The organism is Anoxybacteroides tepidamans (assembly GCF_014201465.1).
Taxonomy (GTDB): domain Bacteria; phylum Bacillota; class Bacilli; order Bacillales; family Anoxybacillaceae; genus Anoxybacteroides; species Anoxybacteroides tepidamans.
In genome coordinates this window covers 1-15,144 of record NZ_JACHEP010000009.1, presented here as the reverse complement: position 1 = coordinate 15,144, position 15,144 = coordinate 1, and the positions used below count along the sequence as shown (strand labels likewise).

General features: G+C 44.1%; 20 protein-coding genes. 5 read left to right on the top strand and 15 right to left on the bottom strand.

Translation table 11 applies throughout. The annotated features are described in order from the left end of the window. Window positions 1-48: 48 nt before the first annotated feature. Entirely contained in the window at window positions 49-345 is a 297-nt protein-coding gene (locus HNQ34_RS09335) for a post-transcriptional regulator (protein WP_183254037.1), read from the bottom strand. A gap of 111 nt (window positions 346-456) precedes the next feature. On the opposite strand from HNQ34_RS09335, the gene spoVB reads away from it, so the two are divergent. Further along, window positions 457-2,010, top strand: a complete 1,554-nt coding sequence (spoVB, locus tag HNQ34_RS09330; RefSeq protein ID WP_183253873.1) for a stage V sporulation protein B — start codon at window positions 457-459, stop codon at window positions 2,008-2,010. A 75-nt stretch (window positions 2,011-2,085) separates the two neighbouring features. Continuing rightward, window positions 2,086-2,469 (top strand): TIGR04086 family membrane protein, encoded by a 384-nt coding sequence (locus HNQ34_RS09325; protein ID WP_183253871.1) that lies wholly within the window; start codon window positions 2,086-2,088, stop codon window positions 2,467-2,469. 71 nt (window positions 2,470-2,540) lie between these two features. Here HNQ34_RS09325 and yajC read toward each other — a convergent pair whose 3' ends face one another. From yajC to HNQ34_RS09265, 13 genes are all read right to left on the bottom strand, one after another. Continuing rightward, on the bottom strand, window positions 2,541-2,807 hold the full coding sequence (gene yajC, locus HNQ34_RS09320; RefSeq protein ID WP_183253868.1) for a preprotein translocase subunit YajC: 267 nt from the start codon (window positions 2,805-2,807) through the stop codon (window positions 2,541-2,543). A gap of 15 nt (window positions 2,808-2,822) precedes the next feature. Then, complete coding sequence (tgt, locus tag HNQ34_RS09315; RefSeq protein ID WP_183253867.1) at window positions 2,823-3,959, bottom strand: tRNA guanosine(34) transglycosylase Tgt; 1,137 nt, start codon at window positions 3,957-3,959, stop codon at window positions 2,823-2,825. 16 nt (window positions 3,960-3,975) lie between these two features. After that, window positions 3,976-5,004, bottom strand: a complete 1,029-nt coding sequence (gene queA / locus HNQ34_RS09310; protein ID WP_183254035.1) for a tRNA preQ1(34) S-adenosylmethionine ribosyltransferase-isomerase QueA — start codon at window positions 5,002-5,004, stop codon at window positions 3,976-3,978. A gap of 286 nt (window positions 5,005-5,290) precedes the next feature. Then, a complete protein-coding gene (locus HNQ34_RS09305; protein ID WP_183254033.1) occupies window positions 5,291-5,497 on the bottom strand; it encodes a DUF2905 domain-containing protein in 207 nt (68 codons plus the stop codon). Continuing rightward, the gene (gene ruvB / locus HNQ34_RS09300) at window positions 5,497-6,495 is read right to left on the bottom strand and encodes a Holliday junction branch migration DNA helicase RuvB (RefSeq protein ID WP_183253865.1); all 999 of its coding nucleotides are present in this window, start codon (window positions 6,493-6,495) and stop codon (window positions 5,497-5,499) included. Before ruvB ends, HNQ34_RS09305 begins: the two co-directional genes overlap by 1 nt. A gap of 13 nt (window positions 6,496-6,508) precedes the next feature. After that, on the bottom strand, window positions 6,509-7,108 hold the full coding sequence (ruvA, locus tag HNQ34_RS09295; protein ID WP_183253864.1) for a Holliday junction branch migration protein RuvA: 600 nt from the start codon (window positions 7,106-7,108) through the stop codon (window positions 6,509-6,511). 118 nt (window positions 7,109-7,226) lie between these two features. Continuing rightward, the gene (locus tag HNQ34_RS09290) at window positions 7,227-7,706 is read right to left on the bottom strand and encodes an intercompartmental signaling factor BofC (protein ID WP_183253862.1); all 480 of its coding nucleotides are present in this window, start codon (window positions 7,704-7,706) and stop codon (window positions 7,227-7,229) included. 200 nt (window positions 7,707-7,906) lie between these two features. Beyond that, window positions 7,907-8,644, bottom strand: a complete 738-nt coding sequence (locus HNQ34_RS09285) for a YebC/PmpR family DNA-binding transcriptional regulator (protein ID WP_183253860.1) — start codon at window positions 8,642-8,644, stop codon at window positions 7,907-7,909. Window positions 8,645-8,796: 152 nt separating this feature from the next. Beyond that, on the bottom strand, window positions 8,797-9,627 hold the full coding sequence (locus HNQ34_RS09280; protein ID WP_246364023.1) for an RNA-guided endonuclease InsQ/TnpB family protein: 831 nt from the start codon (window positions 9,625-9,627) through the stop codon (window positions 8,797-8,799). After that, window positions 9,543-9,956: a helix-turn-helix domain-containing protein gene (locus tag HNQ34_RS17490; protein WP_246364020.1), complete on the bottom strand. Its 414-nt coding sequence runs from the start codon at window positions 9,954-9,956 to the stop codon at window positions 9,543-9,545. Before HNQ34_RS17490 ends, HNQ34_RS09280 begins: the two co-directional genes overlap by 85 nt. Further along, the gene (locus HNQ34_RS09275) at window positions 9,953-10,549 is read right to left on the bottom strand and encodes an IS607 family transposase (protein ID WP_183253858.1); all 597 of its coding nucleotides are present in this window, start codon (window positions 10,547-10,549) and stop codon (window positions 9,953-9,955) included. Before HNQ34_RS09275 ends, HNQ34_RS17490 begins: the two co-directional genes overlap by 4 nt. Before the next feature lie 429 nt (window positions 10,550-10,978). Continuing rightward, entirely contained in the window at window positions 10,979-11,410 is a 432-nt protein-coding gene (locus HNQ34_RS09270; protein WP_183253856.1) for a threonine/serine exporter family protein, read from the bottom strand. 11 nt (window positions 11,411-11,421) lie between these two features. Continuing rightward, the gene (locus tag HNQ34_RS09265) at window positions 11,422-12,165 is read right to left on the bottom strand and encodes a threonine/serine exporter family protein (RefSeq protein ID WP_183253854.1); all 744 of its coding nucleotides are present in this window, start codon (window positions 12,163-12,165) and stop codon (window positions 11,422-11,424) included. 262 nt (window positions 12,166-12,427) lie between these two features. On the opposite strand from HNQ34_RS09265, the gene HNQ34_RS17485 reads away from it, so the two are divergent. Beyond that, the gene (locus tag HNQ34_RS17485) at window positions 12,428-12,559 is read left to right on the top strand and encodes a redoxin domain-containing protein (protein ID WP_409978366.1); all 132 of its coding nucleotides are present in this window, start codon (window positions 12,428-12,430) and stop codon (window positions 12,557-12,559) included. Between the two features lie 190 nt (window positions 12,560-12,749). Here the strand turns inward: HNQ34_RS17485 and HNQ34_RS09255 are convergent, their stop codons facing one another. After that, window positions 12,750-13,322, bottom strand: a complete 573-nt coding sequence (locus tag HNQ34_RS09255) for a Uma2 family endonuclease (protein ID WP_183253852.1) — start codon at window positions 13,320-13,322, stop codon at window positions 12,750-12,752. 59 nt (window positions 13,323-13,381) lie between these two features. Between HNQ34_RS09255 and HNQ34_RS17480 the strand changes: the two genes are divergently transcribed. Next, on the top strand, window positions 13,382-14,059 hold the full coding sequence (locus HNQ34_RS17480) for a transposase (protein ID WP_246364017.1): 678 nt from the start codon (window positions 13,382-13,384) through the stop codon (window positions 14,057-14,059). A 275-nt stretch (window positions 14,060-14,334) separates the two neighbouring features. Further along, window positions 14,335-14,877: a transposase gene (locus HNQ34_RS17475; RefSeq protein ID WP_312856114.1), complete on the top strand. Its 543-nt coding sequence runs from the start codon at window positions 14,335-14,337 to the stop codon at window positions 14,875-14,877. The last annotated feature ends 267 nt before the right edge of the window (window positions 14,878-15,144 follow it).

Sequence of the window (15,144 nt, the reverse complement as noted above, 5' to 3'; positions counted from 1 at the left end):
CTTAACATTCCTATTATGAAGCAGTTTGTGCAAGCTGTCAATTTTCTACTATAACAACTCTTTTAATATCGCTTCTAAATCGTCATCTCCATAAGAACGCTGCTTACGGTACGATTCCATCGTCAAAAACGACATATACTCTCCAATCGAAAGCGATAATATGTCATTCACCCATTCATATAGTTTCTTTTCCTCGTTCATATTTTTCCATTTTTTATTAAGCAAACATTGCCAAATTTGTTCAACCGTCACGTGATCATAGCCAAGCAAGCGAAACTCCTCATATTTGCATTGTAGTGCTGGCATTAATTGCTCCCGCAACACATCCATCCGCTCTTTTTCCATTGTCACCGCTCCTTGTTTTGCCTCGCAATACTTGTCATGCTTGTTCATATCTCTTGCATATAGTTAATTGTATAAAAGATCGTCTTGTTTGAGAAGGGAGGGGAATTGGATATGTCCAAATTTTTGCAAGGAACACTTATTTTAATCGCCGCCGGCCTCATTACAAGGGTGCTCGGATTTATTAACCGCATCGTTGTCGCCCGCGTTATCGGAGAAGAAGGGGTCGGCTTATATATGATGGCCGTTCCGACGTTAGTACTAGCGATTACAATTACGCAAATGGGGGTGCCCGTTGCGATTTCGAAACTAGTGGCAGAAGCGGAAGCGGTGGGCGACCAACAAAAAGTCAAAAAAATTCTCGTCGTTTCTTTGATGATTACCGGCGTTTTAAGTCTCATCTTTTTTCCGATGATGATGTTGCTAGCACCGATTTTAGCAACGACGCTATTTACCGATTCACGCACCTATTATCCGTTGTTGGCCATTTCACCGGTCGTTCCGATCGTCGCCATTTCTTCTGTCTTGCGCGGCTATTTTCAAGGGAAGCAACAAATGAAGCCGTATGCATATTCGCAACTGCTTGAACAAATCGTCCGCATTAGTTTAATCGCCTTTTGCACGAACCTTTTTTTGCCGTACGGCATTGAATATGCGGCCGCAGGAGCGATGCTTTCTTCCGTCATCGGTGAATTAGCTTCGCTTATTTATTTGTTATATATGTTTAAACGGAAAAAACGGATTAAAATCCGTTCTCAATTTTTCCGTTATGTTAAATCCGGAAAAGACACATTGATGAGCTTGTTGCGTATCGCTTTACCAACAACCGGAAGTCGTCTGATCGGTTCCATGGCATGGTTTTTTGAGCCAATCGTCGTCGCCAATAGTTTAGCGATTGCCGGTGTAACCACTTCGTTAGCTACGAAACAATACGGTGAACTAACAGGATACGCGCTTCCGTTATTGATGTTGCCATCGTTTATTACATATTCGTTATCAACATCTCTCGTTCCAGCGATTAGTGAGGCAGCCGCCCAGCAACAGTTCTCTCTCATTGACCACCGTATTCAGCAGGGGATGCGCCTCTCCCTGATCACGGGAGGACTATCGGTCGTTGTGCTCTACGTATTCGCCGATCCGCTTATGCAGCTGATGTATGGTACAAGCAATGCAGCGGTTTTCGTTAAAGTAATGGCCCCATTTTTCCTTTTTTATTATTGCCAAGGCCCGTTGCAGGCTGTTTTACAAGGCCTTGATTTGGCGAAAGCGGCGATGATCAACAGCCTAATCGGCTCCATCGTGAAAACCGTTTGCATTTTTGCACTAGCGACGCAGCCAAAATTAGGAATTATGGGGGCTGCGCTAGCTATTGCCATCGGTACCGTTCTTGTCACATTCCTTCATTTTGCCACGATCGTTAAAACCATTTCTTACTCAATCTATTTGTTCGAGTATATATATACGTTGATCGCGATGGCGGCATCGGGCATCATTGGACATATCACCTTTTTTTATTCGTGGACCTCGCTTCCGATCAATATACGAACTATAGCAGCGATGACTATGACAACGGTTGTGTACACCATTCTTTTAGTTGTTTTCAAGCTCATCAAGCACGAAGAACTCGCACGCATTCCGCTCATCCGGCTTTTTCTAAGAAAAAACTAGACAAGACCGCTTCTAAACATGCCCTTTGGCGAATATACTCTTCCTAAAAATAGCTGTCAAAACGGAGGGAAAAAAATGGTTAGGTTCGGTAAAGCGATTGTCTATGGGGTTGTGACCATTTTTCTATTGGCGTCTATCATTAGCTTATTATTATCGCTTTTTCTCAAATGGACGGACGTTCAAGAGTCTTCATTGACATGGGTCATTTTTGCCGGCTCTCTTTTATCGGTGTTTATTGGCGGATTTGTCGCAGGCGGAAAAGGAAAAGAAAAAGGTTGGCTTATGGGCGGAACTACGAGCGCATTATTTACATTCATCGTCTTTTTATTTCAATTTTTAGGATTAGAACAATCATTTTCTACGAAACAATGGATGTATCATCTCGGATTTTTCGTTGTAGCGATGCTCGGCGGAATGATGGGCGTCAATATGTCGTCTGCGCGCAGGCATGCGGATTGATTCTCCGTTCACTTGCGAAAACCGTTTCAAAAAGGCTACCTTCCATATCAAAAAGGTAGCCTTTTCGTCCGTTACTTGCTTTCAGTTACGACTTCGCGAACAGCTGAGCGATCGTATGTAAGACGAGTGCCATCTCCTGCGCGGATAACGACTTTATCTTCATCCACCGAGTCGATAATGCCGTGCAAGCCGCCGATCGTCACGATTTTATCGCCTTTCTTTAAGTTCGCCTGCATTTGCTGTACAGCGCGCTGGCGTTTTTGCTGCGGGCGAATCAGCAAGAAATAGAAAATAACAAACATTAAAACAAACGGTAAAAGATTGACAAGTGTAGCCATTGTTTTCCCCCCTTTCTAAAAGTTTTTCGCATTCGGTTTATTAAATCCATATCGTTCGAAAAATTCGTCGCGAAAGTCGCCAAGGCGATCTTCGCGAATCGCTTGACGAACTTGCTCCATTAATTTTATCAGAAAATAGACGTTATGATAAGAAGTTAAGCGAATACCGAACGTTTCATCGCATTTAATTAAGTGGCGAATATAAGCGCGCGTATAGTTGCGGCACGTATAACAGTCGCAGTTTGGATCAAGCGGCGTAAAATCGCGGGCATATTGCGCATTTTTTATGACGACACGCCCTTCGCTCGTCATGACCGTTCCGTTTCGGCCGATGCGCGTCGGCAAGACGCAGTCAAACATGTCAATGCCGCGAATCGCCCCGTCAATGAGTGAATCCGGTGAGCCGACCCCCATTAAATAACGCGGCTTATTCGCCGGCAAAAGCGGGGTCGTAAATTCAAGCACGCGGTTCATCACTTCTTTTGGCTCTCCGACTGACAAGCCGCCTACCGCATAACCCGGAAAATCAAGCGACACAAGGTCTTGCACGCTTTGTTTGCGAAGGTCTTCAAATTCACCGCCTTGTACGATGCCAAACAATCCTTGTTCATTCGGGCGCTTATGTGCTTTTAAACATCGTTCCGCCCAGCGGCTCGTCCGTTCAACCGATTTTTTCATATATTCATACGTCGCCGGATACGGCGGACATTCGTCAAATGCCATCATAATATCGGACCCGAGCGCGTTTTGAATTTCCATCGCTTTTTCTGGCGAAAGAAACAGCTTGTCCCCGTTTAAATGGTTGCGGAAAGAGACGCCTTCTTCTTCAATTTTGCGAAATTCGCTTAAGCTAAATACTTGAAAACCGCCGGAGTCTGTCAAAATGCCGCGGTCCCAATTCATAAATGAATGCAAGCCGCCCGCTTCTTTCACGATCTCATGACCCGGACGCAGCCATAAATGGTACGTGTTGCTTAAAATGATCCCTGCACCCATCTGTTTTAATTCTTCCGGCGACAACGTTTTAACGGTCGCCAGCGTCCCGACCGGCATAAACATCGGCGTTTCGAACGAGCCGTGCGGTGTGTGAATGATTCCAAGTCTTGCTCCTGTCTGTTTGCACGTTTTAATCAGTTCATATCGAATAGCCAAATGAACAGCTCCTTTCCTAAATAATCAACATCGCATCACCGAAGCTAAAGAAACGATACCGTTCTTTGACTGCTTCTTCGTAGGCGCGCAGGACGTTTTCCCTCCCCGCTAATGCGCTGACAAGCATAATCAACGTCGATTTCGGCAAATGGAAATTCGTGACCATGCCGTCAATCGCCTGAAACTCATAACCAGGATAAATAAAAATATCCGTCCAGCCGCTTTCGGCAACAAACGTGCCGTTATGGCGGGAGGCAATCGTCTCAAGCGTACGCGTCGATGTCGTTCCGACGGCAATGATCCGCCCGCCGCGCTGTTTCACTTCGTTTAAAAAGTGTGCCGTTCCTTCTGTCATTTGATAAAACTCGGCGTGCATATCGTGTTCTTCCACATTTTCCACATTGACAGGGCGGAATGTGCCGAGACCGACATGAAGCGTAATAAAGGCAATATGAACCCCTTTTTCGCGAATATCATCAAGCAGCTGTTCGGTAAAATGAAGCCCTGCCGTCGGTGCAGCAGCAGATCCGCGTTCCCGGGCATATACCGTTTGATAGCGTTCGCGGTCTTCCAATTGCTCTTTAATGTAAGGAGGAAGCGGCATTTCGCCAAGCGATTCCAACACTTCATAAAAAACCCCTGCGTATGTGAATTTTAGGACTCTTCCTCCATGCTCTAACTCACCTTTGCACGTTGCTTTCAATCGACCGTCACCGAATACAATCGTCGTTCCTTCTTTTACACGCTTCGCTGGTTTGACTAACGTTTCCCACTCGTCTCCTTCGATTTGCTTTAACAAAAGCACTTCCATTTTGGCGCCCGTATCTTCTTTTTCGCCATAAAGGCGTGCCGGTAATACGCGAGTATCATTTAAAACAAGACAATCACCTTCACGTAAATACGATAAAATAGAGCGAAAAGTTTCATGCTTAATTGCCCCCGTCCGCTTATCCAGTACCATCAGCCTTGATGCTTCCCGGTTTGGAAGCGGCGTTTGGGCAATTAATTCTTCCGGCAAATGAAAATCAAACAAGTCTACTTTCATCAATCTTCACCTATCTCCTATCACTAGTGTTGATTATCCATTATTTTACTAAAAAACATAGAATCATATGGCTGAACATAAGCTTTTCTGCTTTTTCCTCGAACAAGAACGCCGGCGGGCAAATGTCATTTGCCCGCAAAGCGTTCATTGTTCGAGGAGGGCATGCTGTGCGCATGCCCAGTCGGCAAACGGTTCGTTTGCCGACAACGGTAGAAAAGCTAGGAATAGAGCGATGTCAACTTGCTTTTATTGGTTAATCAACACGCCTAATCTCCTATATTGTTTTTTAGCGAAATCGGCCGATGACGTAAAAAATGAGCGAAAGCACTACACTTAATATAATCGATGTGACAACTGGAAAATAAAAGGTTGTGTTTCCTTTTTGAATGACAATATCTCCAGGGAGTCTGCCAAGTTTAATAAACTGCATAAGAAATCCGACAATAATCAAGATAGCCCCGATCATCATAATGATTTTTGGAAAGCTGCTCATCATTTCGGCACCTCCATCCCAAAATGTTCATATGCGTAATGCGTGACGATACGGCCACGCGGCGTTCGCTGTAAAAAACCGATCTGCAATAAATACGGTTCGTATACGTCTTCAATCGTTTGTGCTTCTTCGCCGATTGTTGCGGCGATTGTGTCCAATCCGACAGGGCCGCCGCGAAACTTTTCGATCATCGCTTTTAGTAATTTATGGTCGATATGGTCCAGCCCTAACCGGTCGACTTGCAGTAATTCAAGCGCTTCTCTAGCTAATATACTTGTGATCGTTCCGTCGCCTTTCACTTGGGCAAAATCCCGGACGCGGCGCAACAGGCGGTTGGCAATGCGCGGCGTGCCCCGCGAGCGGCGGGCGATTTCAAACGCTGCCTCTTCCTCGATGGACACTTCAAGAATATCAGCTGTGCGCTTGACAATTTGCGAAAGCTGCTCCGGCTGATAATACTCGAGCCGGCTCAACACGCCAAACCGGTCACGAAGCGGTGCCGACAACGCTCCCGCTCTCGTCGTGGCCCCGACAAGCGTAAACGGCGGCAGATCAATGCGAATCGAACGCGCCGTTTGACCTTTTCCGATGACGATATCTAAGCAAAAATCTTCCATAGCTGGATATAATACTTCTTCCACAGAACGATGAAGGCGATGAATTTCGTCGATAAACAATACATCTCCCGGTTCAAGAGATGTTAAAATGGCGGCCAAATCGCCGGGACGCTCGATCGCCGGACCTGATGTCGTGCGCACATGAACGCCCATTTCATTGGCGATGATCGCCGCTAACGTCGTTTTGCCAAGCCCGGGAGGCCCATACAAAAGCACGTGGTCAAGCGTTTCTTGGCGCATTCTCGCCGCTTCGATAAACACTTTTAAATTTTCTTTAACTTGATCTTGTCCAATATATTCTTGCAAAAACTTCGGGCGGAGGCTATATTCAAGCGACACATCTTCGCTGGAAGCATCGCTTGCAACAAGGCGTTCTTCCATCGTTTTCCCCTCCCTACTTTAATAATAATTGCAGGGCACGCTTAATATACTGATCGGTAGACAGCGTTTCTTTTTTTAGCATCGGCACGATTTTGCGAATTTCTCGTTCGGCATATCCAAGCGCCTGCAGCGCCTCAATCGCTTCATCAAGCGCAGTTGAACAATCTGAATCGGCCCATTCCATAAATAAATCGGGGAGCGTATTCGGGATGACATTTTGCAATTTTCCTTTTAAATCGAGAATCATTTGCCTTGCCGTTTTTTTCCCGACGCTTGGAAATTTGCATAAAAATGCTTCATTTTCTTCTTCAATCGCTTGCACTAATTGCTGCGGCTCTCCCGCTGCCAAAATGGCAAGCCCTCCTTTTGGCCCGATTCCAGAAACTTGAAGAAGCTTCGCAAACAGCATCCGTTCTTCTCGCGTTCGAAACCCGTATAAAGCAATGACATCTTCACGTACATATTGATATGTGTAGACGGTCACGATTGTATCACGACTTGGTTGAAACGAAAACGGATTCGGCGTAAAAATTTGATAACCGACTCCATTCGCTTCAACAACAATGTATTCCGGACAAACGTAATCGACATATCCTCGTACAAACTCAATCAAAACTGCTCGCCCTTTCCTTATTCTCACTGTTTTTCATTGTACCATATCCTCTAAAAAAAGCGAATGTATATTCTTCTTGAGATTCAAAACAAAAAGACTTATCCAGCCGATAAGCCTTTTAAGGAGTGAGTGCAAACGGGCGATATGTTTCAATAATATCTTGATATCGCGATTTCGAAACGACGCGAATGCCTTTTTGCAATCGCTTTTGTTGACGGCTTTCTAGTTTTTTGATATCAATTTGAAAAAACGATTGAATGACGCGCGACGATTCGTTCGGTTTTCCTTCAAAAATCGACAACGTTCCATCTTTCGTTAAGCCGAAATAGCCGTTTGCCTTTAATAACGGCGAAATATCATTTACCTTTTTTTGAAAGACGATTTGGCTATCGTCTAGATCGACCAACTGCCATCCTTTATATTTTTCCCATATGTCTTTCATAGAAGTCACCGTTTCTTTTCTAATTTCTTCGCTGACTTCCCCATCTACATACATGCGTTCTAAAAGAATCGTCATTTGAACGGCAGATGATTGTGCAAATACGCTTGAAGAACCGAATAGCGAAATAAACATCATCAAAGCAATGAAAATCCGCATTACTTTCCCCTTCTTTCAAAACAAGATGTCTATTTCTATTTTTTCCATCAAAAATCAATTTATCCATTTCTACAAATAAAGAAAAGTCACTCTCTGTAAGAATGATTTTCTATACATTAGAGTGACCTTAAAAAATGTATACCGTAACCATTTCATTTTTAGTTGTTAGATTTTAGAAAACATTGATAGATCACCGATCTTTATTCAAGACCTGACTCGTCTAAGTTGTGATACACTTCTTGGACATCATCATCATCTTCTAACATGTCAATGAGCTTTAACATTTTTGTCAAGTCGTCGCCTGTTAATGTCGTGTACGTTTGCGGGATCATGGTGATTTCGGCGTTTACAAACGTAAAACCGTTAGCGGCAAGCTGGTTTTTAACCTCTTCAAAATTTTCTGGAGTCGTGTAAATTTCAAACGAATCATCCGTTGTTTCCATTTCTTCCGCTCCCGCTTCAATCGCTTGAAGAAGCATGTCGTCTTCTTCTATATCTAAATCTTCCCGAGCAATGACAAGCAATCCTTTCCGTTCAAACAAATAAGAGACGCAACCTGTTTCGCCAAGGTTCCCGCCATTTTTCGAAAACGCCACCCGAATGTTTGATGCGGTGCGGTTTTTATTATCCGTTAAACAGACGACCATTACCGCCACACCGCCCGGACCGTATCCTTCATAACGAATTTCTTCGTAATTTGTATGCTCTTGATTCCCCGTCGCTTTTTTAATCGCACGTTCGATGTTTTCATTCGGCATATTGGCCGCTTTCGCTTTTTCAATGACGAGACGTAAGCTGGCATTAGTGCTCGGATCACCGCCGCCCATTTTTGCTGCAACGTAAATTTCTTTCGCTAATTTCATAAACAGTTTGCCGCGTTTCGCATCTTGTGCATTTTTCCGACGCTGAATATTTTTCCATTTGGAATGTCCAGCCACTGTCCATTTCTGCTACTAAAAATATAGACAAACCTATATTTTTAGAGTGTTCCTGTTTCAACGAGCCCGACCTCGCCAAAAGGCTACTGTCGTTTGCATGGCTCTCCACAGGCGTTAATTCCCGACTAGCAATCGGTATCATACCGTCCTCGTTACGTGAGAACGATATAGTCTTTCGCATGCAAAAGGGATATTGCCGCATTCACGTCTCGATCCATCGTATGACCACAACCATCGCAAACATATATCCGATCCGATAACTGGAGGTCTTTTTTCATATGCCCACAACGTGAACACATTTTAGACGATGGATAAAATCGACTGACTTGTCTTACTTCAATGCCATATTTTTTGCATTTATGAATGAGCCATGTTTGAAACGTATAAAAACATTGTTCTGCAATGGATCTAGCCAAATGGCGATTTTTCATCATCCCTTTGACGTTCAAGTCCTCGATGACGACGTATCGTGGCTTGGTTTTCGCCACTTCATTCGCTACGAACTTCACGTACTCCAAGCGAATATTCGCCAATCGAGCATGGAGCTTTTGCACTCTAAAAATATTTTTGTCTATATTCGCTCCTCTTTTAGCAGCAGGTTCTTCACCTCTCTTTTTTAGATATTCGTATTTGCGAGATAAGGAGCGTTGTTCTCGCTTGAATTTCTTTTTCAGCTTTTTGATTTTTGGTGTGTGGTTGATGTTTTGAAACACTCTGCCATCGCTTAAAACGGCAAATGCTTTCATTCCTAAATCAATGCCGATCCCTGTTGATTGAAGCGGAACGGTCGGTTTGACATCTTCGACTTCACAAAGAACAGATACAAAATATCGTCCTGCTTTTTTCGATACGGTTCCGCTTCGGACGATGGCGTTTTTTGGAATATATCCGTATTCTTTTAATCGAACCCAGCCAAGTGTCGGAATTTTGATTCGTGTCGTTCGACCGTCCAATCCGTTTTGTTGTTTTTCGGAAAATAACATTTGACGTCTTCGTCTTTTTTTCGCTTGTATCGAGGGAATGCAGACTTTCCTTGAAAGAAGTTTTTAAACGCTTTTTCTGCGTTCATCATCGACTGCTTGACAGCCTTTGTCGATACGTCTTTCATCCATTGGTCTTGTTGTTTCGTGTGTACGTTATTGAGCCATTTATCAAACTCGTACCCACTCATGAATCGCTTTTCTTGTTCGTATATTTCCTTGTTTTTTGAAATGTAAAAGTTATACACGTAACGACATATACCAATCGTTTTGTTTATTTTGATCGCTTGTTCAGCTGTCGGTTTGATTTCAACCAAATAAGCCTTTTTCATAGCCGATCTTCCTTCATTTTGTCTCTGTATTTTCTCAAACCATACACTCGACAACTAAACTCCTCAATAATGGAAATCAAGTCTTGGACGAATTCTTCCTGTGGAGATAGCTTCTCGTTATTGATTACCATGATTTTTACGCCATGTTTTGCAAGAAATTGTTCAAACCACTCATATCCAAATCGAACAAATCGGTCTTGATGAGCAATCAAAATGGTTGAAATGTTACCCTCGACACATTGTTCCATCAACCTATTCCACTGTTTTCTTTTGTAGTTTAATCCACTACCAACATCGGTAAGAATTTCGTCAATAATTATTCCTCTTGCATTAGCAAACGTTCTTAAAAACTCCACTTGATTTTCCAAATCGTCTTTTTGACTTCGGTCGGATACTCTGGCGTATATCACCGTCTTACCTACTTGATTTTCCTTTGGAATCCCCATATACTCTCTGTACTGTTCTTCTGTATAATATCTCCTTCCTTTTGGGTTTCGGTAAGCTTTCAATACGCCTTCGTTATCCCATCTTTGTAGTGTCTTCACGGACACGTTGAGCATCTCTGCAAACTCTTTTGGTTTATATTGTTTCATGTCTATATTTCATCACATTTAAACACTTTTGTATATTTTTAAAATTACTGTTTTCGTCCTCCTCTCATCACGTGAAATTTCCGATACTACTATACCAAAAAAACGACAAACGGTAAAACCTATAAGAAAAGCGCAAAGCGCCCTCCTATCGGCGAAGATCGCACAAGCCCCACCGAGGAGGCTGCGGCCGCAGTGTGGGGCGGAGCGCATCACACCGATGGCGCTTGGAGCTAGACAGCTCGCATCCTAACCGCGGGAGCCCAAAATTTATACTTTCTTATTCTTTTAAAAAACGACAGGTGCCTGTGTCACCTGTCATATTTTGTTTCAAGCTGAAAGCAAATTCTCTCTTCTCATGGCTCAAGTCACGAATGTCGGAGCGCTTTATTAATGAAACGTGTCTACCGTTACTGTCCAAAACTCAAACTTCTACCGTGAAGCCCAAGTTTTCATCATTTGGTTTATGACTTCTGAAAAAATGAGCCCCATCGCAATCGCTCCAGAGATCATAAACGCTTTTGCCGCCAGCTGGATCGCCATATTGTAGTCGTTCACAACAACATGGCGCATCGCTTCATACGCCAGTCCCCCCGGAACGAGCGGAATGATGCCGGAAACGCTAAAAATCGTCATCGGCGTTTTGTACATTCTTGCCAACGCTTGGCTCACAACCGCCACAAAAAAAGCGGCTACAAACGTAGCGAAGATAGAATCCATATCATATTGGACAAACAAAATATAGATGAACCAGCCGCTCATCCCAACAAATCCACAATGTGCGAGCAATTTTTTCGGAACATTAAAAATGAGGCCAAAGGCGGCCGAGGCAATGAAACTCGTTACAAGCTGTTCAATCAGCATATTTTCCTCTCCTAATACATCGCAAAAATAACGGCCATACCCGTTCCGATCGCAAACGCCGTTAAAAACGCTTCCGCTCCTTTTGATAACCCTGCCACTAAATGCCCCGCCATCAAATCGCGCACGGCATTTGTGATTAACATTCCCGGCACTAACGGCATCACCGATCCGATAATAATTTTATCAATATCGTTGCCAACACCGATAGCAACGAGCAACACCGCTACAATTCCTGCGAGAAATGACGCAAAAAATTCAGCGAAAAATTTGAGTTTTACTAAACGATGGACGTAATCTAATCCGTAAAAGCCGATTCCTCCAGACACAAATGCAGGTAAAAAGTCGCTCCACTTTCCTTGAAACATAATGACAAAACAACCGCTTGCAATTGCTGATGCGGCAATCTGCATCCAAAACGGATAAGCGAGATTCTTTCCTTCCAGTTGTTTCAACCGTTCATGCGCTTCTGCAAGCGACAGCTCTCCGCTGCTGATTTGCCGGGAAATGCTGTTGACAATCGTTACCTTTTGCAAATCGGTCGATCGTTCGACGATGCGAATGAGTTTCGTTGGTCCGGCCCCGTCAATCGCAAAAATAATTCCCGTCGGCGTCACATAACTATGAGAATATGGCATGCCGAACGAAGCGGCGATCCGTATCATCGTGTCTTCCACACGATATGTTTCCGCTCCGCTTTGCAGCATAATTTTCCCTGCCAACAAACAAACATCGGCGATTTCATTGATTCGATTCATCGATCATTCTCTCCTAATCATATCGATCAAAAAAAAAAACGCTCTAACAATTACAGTATACACGCGATGGAACGCAAGAAAAAGCGGTCCGGCGAATTTATGATAGGCAAACAAACTATGCCTCTGAATATACTCTTGACGAGGAGTGCAACACAATGGAAAACAGCAATCCTTTTAAAATCGGTGACCGCTTTCCGGAAGTGACGGTCCTACGACGCTCGGCGCCAAAACGCTCCCGACGGATTATAGTGGTCGTTGGTTTATTCTATTTAGCCATCCGGGGGATTTCACACCTGTATGCACGACCGAGTTTATCGCATTCGAGCAGTGGAAAGAACCGTTCCGCAAAATGAATACGGAGCTTATTGGATTATCAGTCGACTCTATTCAGTGATATTCAAAAACACCCCATATTTATGCAAAGGTTGCGAAATATGAGGTTTAGATTGGTAGTTTTGTTACAAAAAAAAGTTATGGTAGCGTGTTGATGAACCAATAAAAACTAGTTAAAATGGCTCTATTCTTAGCTTTTCTGCCATACAATTCTGTATTGTCGAGTAAAAAATAGATAATCAACGCATGCGCTACCATAACTGCCTAAAAACTTCGGAAAGATTTAGTTTCAGTTCCGGATATAAGAACGAAACGAGCATATCTTGTTCTCCGAATACTTCCCTGTTTTTGTATAAACCGTCTTCCCAGCCATATACTTCGACCGTTCGGTGGACAGGATCAACAACCCAATATTCTTTTACTTGAAACTGTTGATACAGGTTATATTTTTCATTTCTGTCTTTTAACGCCGTGTTAGGAGATAGCACTTCAACAGTTAAATCAGGCGGGCCATCGCAACATTTTTCGGTAATTTTCTGTTTGTCGCAAACAACGAAAAGATCTGGCTGCACGACATATTTAGCGTTTTCGTAATGAAAGCCTTCGTGCAGCCTTACATCAAACGGAGCGAGAACGACCGCGCAGCCTTGATTTTGAAAAAACGGCCGTAAAGCCGCATACAATTCCCCGACGATGATCTGATGAGTAAAAGAAGGCGAAGGAGCCATGCTGTAAGGAACGCCATCAATCAACTCCCATTGTCCATCCCACTCTGCATAATCTTTATACGTATAGTTTTTCCGCTGAAACTCTGGAGTTTTCATTTCACTTCACTCCACTTGTTTTTTATCCATTATATCACAACGATGAATGGAAGAGCGATATGAATAGCGACAGCGATCTCATTCCACCGGATAATATGGCTCACGTGGTTCACGAGATGGTCGAGCGCATCCCGATGGAGACGTTTCTTCCTTACTATAAAGGCGGCGGTACCTCTTCTTATCATCCAAAAATGATGACGAAAATTATCCTCTACGCGTACACCCAAAAAATGTATCATGGCCGAGAAATTGCTCGACAATTAGAAGTACATCTTCCGCTCATGTGGCTGAGTGGGTTTCAAAAGCCGGACTTCCGTTCCATCAACCGATTTCGTTTGGAACGGATGAAAGGACTGATTGACGACTTGTTCCGAGAAATGATCACCCTGCTTGTCGCGGATGGCTATGTCAACATGGAAGACTATTTCGTCGATGGGACGAAAATTGAAGCGAATGCCAACCGATACACGTTCGTTTGGCGGAAATCCGCCGAGAAGTACCAAGAGAAATTACAAGCCAACGTGGATCAGTTCATTGCCCAGATCGATGTGATAGTCGAAGAAGAAAATGCGGAAGAAATCGACGCTTCGCCTGCTTTTACTTCAAAAGAAATCCGAAAGAAAACCGAGGAGTGGGAAAAACGTTTGGAGGCCGAGCCGGACAACCAACCGTTGAAGAAGGCTGTCAAGAAGAGGAAGGAGGCCTACTTGCCTCGCAGTGAAAAGTATGAACACTAACTTCAAGTATGCGGGGACCGCAACAGCTACTCCAAGACGGATGCAGATGCGACGTTCATGCGTTTGAAGGAAGACCACATGCGCAACGGCCAACTGAAGCCGGCTTATAACGTACAAGTGGGTTCTTCCGGTCAGTTCGTTCTGGGGTATTCGCTTCACCAGAGACCCAGCGATACTCGTTGTCTTCTGCCACACCTAGAGACGGTTCGAGAGAAGTACGGGGGGTACCAAAATGCGTGACCGCTGACGCTGTCTATGGTTCCGAGGAAAATTACGTGAAACTCGAAGAAAAAAACATTTCCGCGTTTATCAAGTACAACACGTATGAGAAAGAGAACACACGCAAGGTCAAGAAGAACCCGCACCATCCACAGAACTGGACATACAAGAAAGAAGAGGACGTTTGGATTTGTGCGAACGGGAAAAAACTGGTCCGTATAGGAACTTCGAAGCAGACCACAGAATCTGGGTATACTTCGGTCATCCAGCACTACCAATGCCACGAATGCGAAGAGTGTCCGTTCCGTTCGGCCTGCACAACTTCCAAGTATGGACGTACCATGCAGTGGAATCCCGTCTATCACGAACAGAAACAGATGGCTCGTGAACGACTAGAGAGTGAAGAAGGACAAGCACGATACCGCCAACGCCAAACCGACATTGAGAGTGTGTTTGGGCAAATCAAGCAAAATCGCGGATTTCGTCGCTTTGTCCTCCGAGGCCTCCAAAAAATTTCCATAGAATGGGGGCTTATTTGCGTTGCCCATAATCTCCTCAAGAAAGCCGCTAAGGACAAACAAAGGTCCTTAGCGGCATAAACAAAGGAAACAAAAGGGGGCGAATCGCCCTTTTATTTAACAAAATATGTAAAAGTAAAGAAAGCTGACTCCAAAAGTCCGCTTTTTAGCGGACTTTTGGGTCAGCCTCCTCCCAAGTTCGACAGTGACTAGGCAAACAAAATGCCTCTAATCCCTTGATACCAAAGGGCTCAGAGGCATTTGGGCATACTTCAGGTGTGTATCTAGGTGCGAGGATGGATGCCTAGAATCTTCGGAGGAGGCTCCAGCCCTAGAGCCGCAAAGAAT